The sequence below is a fragment of the bacterium genome (assembly GCA_009926305.1).
Classification (GTDB): domain Bacteria; phylum Bdellovibrionota_C; class UBA2361; order UBA2361; family RFPC01; genus RFPC01.
Window position 1 is genome coordinate 24015 of record RFPC01000030.1, and the last position, 6256, is coordinate 30270.

Consider the following 6256-nt stretch of genomic DNA (forward strand, 5'->3'; position numbering starts at 1 on the left):
TAATTGGAGGAAATGACATGAGCGTTACTTATGAAGACGTAGTGGAGTACATCAAGGGCATGTCTCTTATGGACGCTGCAAAAATGGTAAAAGAGCTAGAAGATGAGCTGGGCGTAACTGCGGCTGCTCCTGTAGCGATGATGGCAGCTGGTGCAGCTGGTGCGGCTGGTGGAGCCGAAGCTGCTGAGGAGAAGACGGAATTTGATATTTCTCTGGATGATGCTGGTTCTGAGCGCGTTAAGGTGATTAAGGTAGTAAGAGAGATCACTGGACTTGGGCTCAAGGAAGCGAAGGATATCGTAGATTCAGCACCGAAAGTTCTGAAGGAAGGGGTTTCAAAGGAAGAAGCCGAAGACTTCAAGAAGAAGCTTGAGGAAGCAGGAGCTAAGGCATCGCTCAAGTAGCACTAGGCTAAAGTATACTGGTTTGCCTGGGCGGCTCACGCTCAGGCTAAAACGCCAGTTCGTGGCTCTGGAAACGGGGTATATTGGTAACTGGCACCCACGGTTGCATTTTCTGATAGTTTCTATAGGGTAGAGGACGAGTTATACTGGTGCAGCGCGCCTGTACAACTCTGATCCCTTTGTTTCTGTTCTGGATGGTTCTGTTAAGAGAGGTGCTTGCTAGGGATCCTCTCCGCAGGAACGAAAGAAGTGCTGGAGGGTCCGGAGCGACTTTGATGCGGCGGGCTGATACATCACTCGACGCGAACGCTGAGTCGTCTTGGCGCCATCAGGTTCATGAGGTCGTTCCTCACAGGGAAGATCCTCACAGGGAAGATCCTTACAGGGAAGATCCTTACAGGGGAGATTCTTACAGGGAGCTATAGGTTTTTCTCCATAAAGAGAAGTAGACCGTAGAGAAGAGTAGTTTGCGTAGATGTTCAAACGAAGTAACAACACGGACCTGATGAACACGAATTCCCAGATTCCTACATTACGTCACAGTACTGATGTACACAGTATGGATATTGATTCCTCCTATAGTAGGAGTGCCTCGGGTGCGGAAGAGGGCAGTGTGGTCGTTTCGCCAGACGAGCAACTGGATTCTCATGATCTACTAATGCGTTTCGCACCATCTTCAGTCTTTTCTCCTTCTAATCCTTCGGGTGGCGGGAGAGGTTTTCTTGGTCTAGGTGGTTTTTTGAGGCAGGGAGCGTTCAAGCAGTAAAGACTGCGCAGTGTTTCTCTCAGGGCTGCGATGCAGTTTGAGTGAGCGGCGGACGGGACTCTGAGGAGTGATAAATAGATTTTTGATTTACTTGGTGTAGGTGGGTGAGAAAGACCTCTACCGCGGTGGTTAGAAAAACCCGCCCACACCTTTAACAAACAGGACTATTCGGTATGGCTTCAAAGCTAAAGACTAACCTCCGATTAAGAAAGAACTATTCACGAATTGAAGAAATAGCAGAGATACCTCATCTCTTATCTATACAGAAGCAGTCCTACGAGAAGTTTCTCCAGACGAATGTGCCCGTAGAGAAGAGGGCAGAGATTGGCTTAGAGAAAGTCTTTAAGTCGGTGTTTCCAGTATCAGACTATAACAACACGGCAACGCTAGAGTACGTAAAGTACGATTTGGGTCAGCCGAAGTACGATGTCGACGAGTGTCGAGACCGAGGCATGACGTGGGCAGCCCCTCTCCGAGTTACCATCCAGCTTGTTCTTTGGGATGTTGACGCTGAAACGGGGAACAAGACGCTGAGCGCATTGAAAGAAGATGTCGTGTACTTTGGAGAAATCCCCCTGATGACAGAACGGGGAACATTTCTCATTAACGGAACCGAACGTGTAATCGTAAGTCAACTGCACCGGTCTCCAGGGGTATTTTTTGGGCACGATGAAGGTAAGAGCCACATCTCAGGCAAGTTGCTCTACAGTGCGCGTATAATTCCCTACCGAGGTTCATGGATAGACCTCGAGTTTGATATAAAAGACATCTTACACGTACGTATCGACAGGCGGAGAAAACTCAACGTTAGTATTTTGTTGCGTGCTTTGGGCTACTCAACCGACGAAATTCTAGGCGAGTTCTACCGTCAAGATAAGGTTTATTTCGGAAAGCGAGGGCTAATCACCAAGGAGTTTGTTGCTGAGCAGCTCGAGGGACAACGATCATTTCGGGAAGTAAAGTCTGGCACCAAAGTTCTTTGTAAGAAGGGTGGGAAGTTTAATAGGGCAGTGCTTCGTCGGATGAAAGAGGCCGGCATTACTCACCTTGAAATCGATCCAGATTCTGTAAACGGCATGGTGGTAGCAGACACGATCATTCAAGCAGAGGATGATATTATTCACCCGACAACAGGAGAGATTCTTGTCGATGCTGGAGAGTTGCTGATTGGTTGGGATGTGATCAAGGAGCGTTTTGCAGAAGTTGTTGACCGGCTCTCTGAAGATAAGGTTCGAGAGCTGCTTGAAGACCTCGATGTACTGATTTACGCAGGGGAAGAGCTGACTCCTGATAAAGTAAATGCAAAGGGAGAAGTGGTTGAACAAGGCACTCTTTCTGTTCTACTCGGTCAAGGGGTAGAGATGCTTCGCGTGCTTTACCTTGAGGAGAACGATATCGGCAGCAGCCTGCTCAAGACGCTACTCACTGATAAAATGGAGCCGGAAAGAGGAGACTTGTATGCCCGTCTCTCGGGGCAACCCGTGACAGATAGCCTTGTGGAAATCTACAGGAGGCTACGTCCTGGAGATCCACCGCGTCCTGAGACAGCAGCAGCAACGTTCAAGAACTTGTTCTTCAATGCAGATCGGTATGATTTATCAGATATCGGTCGTTATAAACTCAATCACAAGTTGTACGTGTCCCAGGGCAAAGAGGCTCCAGCGCTCGACCTCGGTGTATTAACTGAGCAAGATATCGTTGAGTCTGTTCGCTATCTTTTAAATCTGAGAAATGGAACCGATCCCGTCCGGTACACCGTTGACGACATTGATCATTTGGGTAACCGCAGAATTCGCGCAGTAGGAGAATTGATTGAGAATCAGTTCAGGATAGGTCTTGTGCGAATGGAGCGAGCTGTTAAAGAGCGAATGGGAATGCAGGATATTGACACGCTGGTTCCGCAAGATCTCATTAACTATAAACCCGTCGCGGCAGTAGTGAAGGAGTTCTTTGGCTCTTCTCAGTTGTCACAGTTTATGGATCAGACGAATCCACTTTCTGAGATTACTCACAAGCGCAGACTTTCAGCGCTTGGGCCAGGAGGACTCACGCGTGATCGAGCTGGGTTTGAGGTTCGGGACGTGAACCCAACTCACTACGGGAGAATTTGTCCGATTGAGACGCCGGAAGGGCCGAATATTGGATTGATTTCTTCCTTGGCAACCTATGCACGGGTAAACGACTTCGGTTTTCTTGAGAGTCCATACCGAGTGGTCGATAATGATGGTTCGGTGACGTCAGATATTGTTTATTTATCGGCTCTCGAAGAGGAAAGGGAAACGATAGCCCAGGCATCGGCGGGACTCGATGAGAAGGGGAAATTTTCGGCTCCAGCGGTACAAGCTCGAGACCGTGGAGAGTTCGTTCTCGCACCACCAGAGAAAGTCACAAAAATGGATGTTAGTCCGAAGCAGATTGTGAGTGTTGCTGCGTCACTGATTCCATTTTTGGAAAATGATGATGCGAACCGAGCTCTGATGGGATCAAACATGCAACGCCAGGCTGTGCCTTGCTTGAAAGCGCAGGCTCCACTTGTAGGTACGGGAATGGAGCAGGTAGTAGCGCGAGACTCAGGCGCCACGGTAGTAGCGAAGAGGCCAGGTAAAGTCGTATCGGTAGATGCGGAGAGAATTGTTGTTCGTGCAGATAAGCCAGCAGCAGATGATCCGCTCGATACCGGTGTCGATATCTACAAGCTCGTGAAATATCGACGTTCGAATCAAGATACATGTATCAACCAGAAGCCGATCGTGGCAGAGGGCGAAAAGATTGTAAAAAATGAGATCCTTGCTGATGGACCGAGCACGGAGATGGGCGAACTTGCACTCGGACAGAACGTACTTGTCGCCTTCATGCCTTGGAACGGGTACAACTTTGAGGATTCGATTCTTATCAATGAGAACTTGGTGAAGGATGATATCTTCACCTCGATTCATATTGAGGAATTTGAGTGCGTTGCTCGAGATACCAAGCTTGGTAAGGAAGAAATTACCCGTGATATCCCAAATGTTGGTGAAGAGGCCCTGAAGGATCTTGACGATTCTGGAATTATTCGGATTGGTGCTGAAGTAGCCCCTGGGGATATTCTTGTCGGAAAGATTACGCCGAAGAGTGAGACGCAGCTCAGTCCTGAAGAGAAGCTCCTACGAGCAATTTTCGGGGAAAAAGCTGGAGAGGTTCGGGATACAAGCCTCAAACTTCCTCCGGGAGTAGAAGGAACTATCATTGCGACTCAAGTCTTTGCTCGGAAGGGAACTGATAAGGACGAGCGTTCAATTCAGATCGAAGAGCGCGAGCAGGCGAGGCTTGAGGGTGATTATCGGGACGAAGTGAATATTATTCGCGATGCTGCTCTCAAAGAGATCCAAGAGTTACTGGTTGGAAAGTCAACCACTGCACGTCTTGTGGATGAGAGTCGGGCGGAGCTTGTGGCGAAGGGCGTAGAGTTAACTCCTGAAATACTTGCTTCTATTCCGTTTGAGTACCAGCGGGATATTCAGGTTGGGGATGAGAGTCTGCAAGAGCGTATTAATCAGGTTGTTGTCCGAACTGGACAGCTCATGAATAGTAAGCGCGCACTGCTTAATGAAAAGATCGAACGGTTAAAAGAAGGCGATGAGCTTGCTCCTGGCGTGATTAAGATGGTCAAGGTGTTTATCGCCATCAAGCGCAAGCTGCAGGTGGGAGATAAGCTTGCTGGGCGGCACGGAAACAAGGGGGTGCTTTCACGTATCGTGCCTCAGGAAGATATGCCGTACCTCGCTGATGGAACGCCCGTGGATGTCGTGCTGAACCCTCTTGGGGTTCCTTCACGAATGAACATTGGGCAGATTCTTGAGACGCATCTCGGATGGACGGCGTGGAATGTCGGAAGAATTCTGCGCGAAGAATTGGATAAAGTAATAGATCCAATTTCTGGAGCGCCTCGAACTGAATCTACCTCACAGTTAAAGAAGGAAGTAGCGGATAAGATTCGTGGGCTTCTCGTGCATGTGATGAACAGTTCGAAGGACATGTCATTCATTAACAAGTTGTCTGATGAAGGTGTGTTAGAGCTGGGTCGTAGAGAAATGAAGGGAGTGCATTTTGCCACACCTGTGTTTGACGCTGCGACCGAAGATGATATTGCGGATATGCTCCAAGTAACCGGCCAAAACGCTTCGGGGCAGGTGCAGCTCTATGATGGTCGCTCTGGAGAGCCGTTTAAAGAACAGGTCACGGTCGGGGTGATGCATGTGTTGAAACTGGATCACTTGGTTGATGACAAGATTCACGCCCGCTCAATAGGACCTTACTCGCTTGTTACCCAGCAGCCGTTGGGCGGGAAAGCTCAGTTTGGTGGGCAGCGACTTGGTGAGATGGAGGTATGGGCACTTTATGCATACGGAGCAGCATACAGCTTGCAGGAGTTTTTGACCGTCAAGTCAGACGATGTAAGTGGTAGAACCCGAATGTATGAGTCGATCGTGAAAGGTGAGCATGTGCTCGAGCCTGGATTGCCTGAGTCGTTCAACGTAATGATGAAAGAGCTTCAATCACTTGGTTTGAATGTTGAATTGGTTGAAGAGCCTTCTGAGGAGGATCTGGAAGAAGCCGAGGAGGGAGAGGGGTCCCTTCAGGTAGGATCCGATGCGGCCTCGGGGAGTACTGAGCTTGCGATTGGATAACTGATTGGTAGGTCTTGCATAGAAAATTTTAGCTTTCGCTTATAGAGGAAAACACACAATGGATGATCTCTTTAGTTTATTTGAGAAGCCAAAGAATCCAGTAAAATTTAACGCGCTACAGATCTCGTTAGCGAGTCCAGAAAAAGTGCGGAGCTGGTCTTTCGGTGAGGTAACGAAACCAGAGACGATTAACTATCGTACGCTAAAACCTGAGCGGGATGGTCTGTTTTGCGCCAAAATATTTGGTCCCGTCAAGGATTATGAGTGTATCTGCGGAAAGTATAAAAGGCTTCGTCACCGCGGAGTCGTGTGTGAGAAGTGCGGCGTAGAGGTTATTCAGTCTAAAGTACGGCGCGAGCGCATTGGACATATTGAATTGGCGTGTCCTGTTGCGCATATCTGGTTTCTCAAGAGTTTGC

The 6256-nt window shown here is 48.7% G+C and carries 4 protein-coding genes; all 4 read left to right on the forward strand.

Features of this window, described 5'->3' with window-relative positions; genetic code table 11:
- Window positions 1–17 precede the first annotated feature (17 nt).
- On the forward strand, window positions 18–404 hold the full coding sequence (locus EBR25_06650; protein NBW40669.1) for a 50S ribosomal protein L7/L12: 387 nt from the start codon (window positions 18–20) through the stop codon (window positions 402–404).
- Window positions 405–879: 475 nt separating this feature from the next.
- Window positions 880–1170, forward strand: a complete 291-nt coding sequence (locus EBR25_06655) for a hypothetical protein (GenBank protein NBW40670.1) — start codon at window positions 880–882, stop codon at window positions 1168–1170.
- A gap of 173 nt (window positions 1171–1343) precedes the next feature.
- Window positions 1344–5837 carry a DNA-directed RNA polymerase subunit beta gene (gene rpoB / locus EBR25_06660; protein NBW40671.1) on the forward strand — a complete coding sequence of 1498 codons (4494 nt, stop codon included), beginning with the start codon at window positions 1344–1346 and terminating at the stop codon, window positions 5835–5837.
- Window positions 5838–5895: 58 nt separating this feature from the next.
- Window positions 5896–6256: hypothetical protein (locus EBR25_06665; GenBank protein ID NBW40672.1), on the forward strand; the 361-nt coding region annotated here is incomplete at its 3' end.

Bases quoted from the DNA above. Each gene is read 5' to 3' on its own strand.
- EBR25_06655 (NBW40670.1), top strand. From the start codon at position 880: ATGTTCAAACGAAGTAACAACACGGACCTGATGAACACGAATTCCCAG.
- EBR25_06650 (NBW40669.1), top strand. From the start codon at position 18: ATGAGCGTTACTTATGAAGACGTAGTGGAGTACATCAAGGGCATGTCT.
- rpoB (NBW40671.1), top strand. From the start codon at position 1,344: ATGGCTTCAAAGCTAAAGACTAACCTCCGATTAAGAAAGAACTATTCA.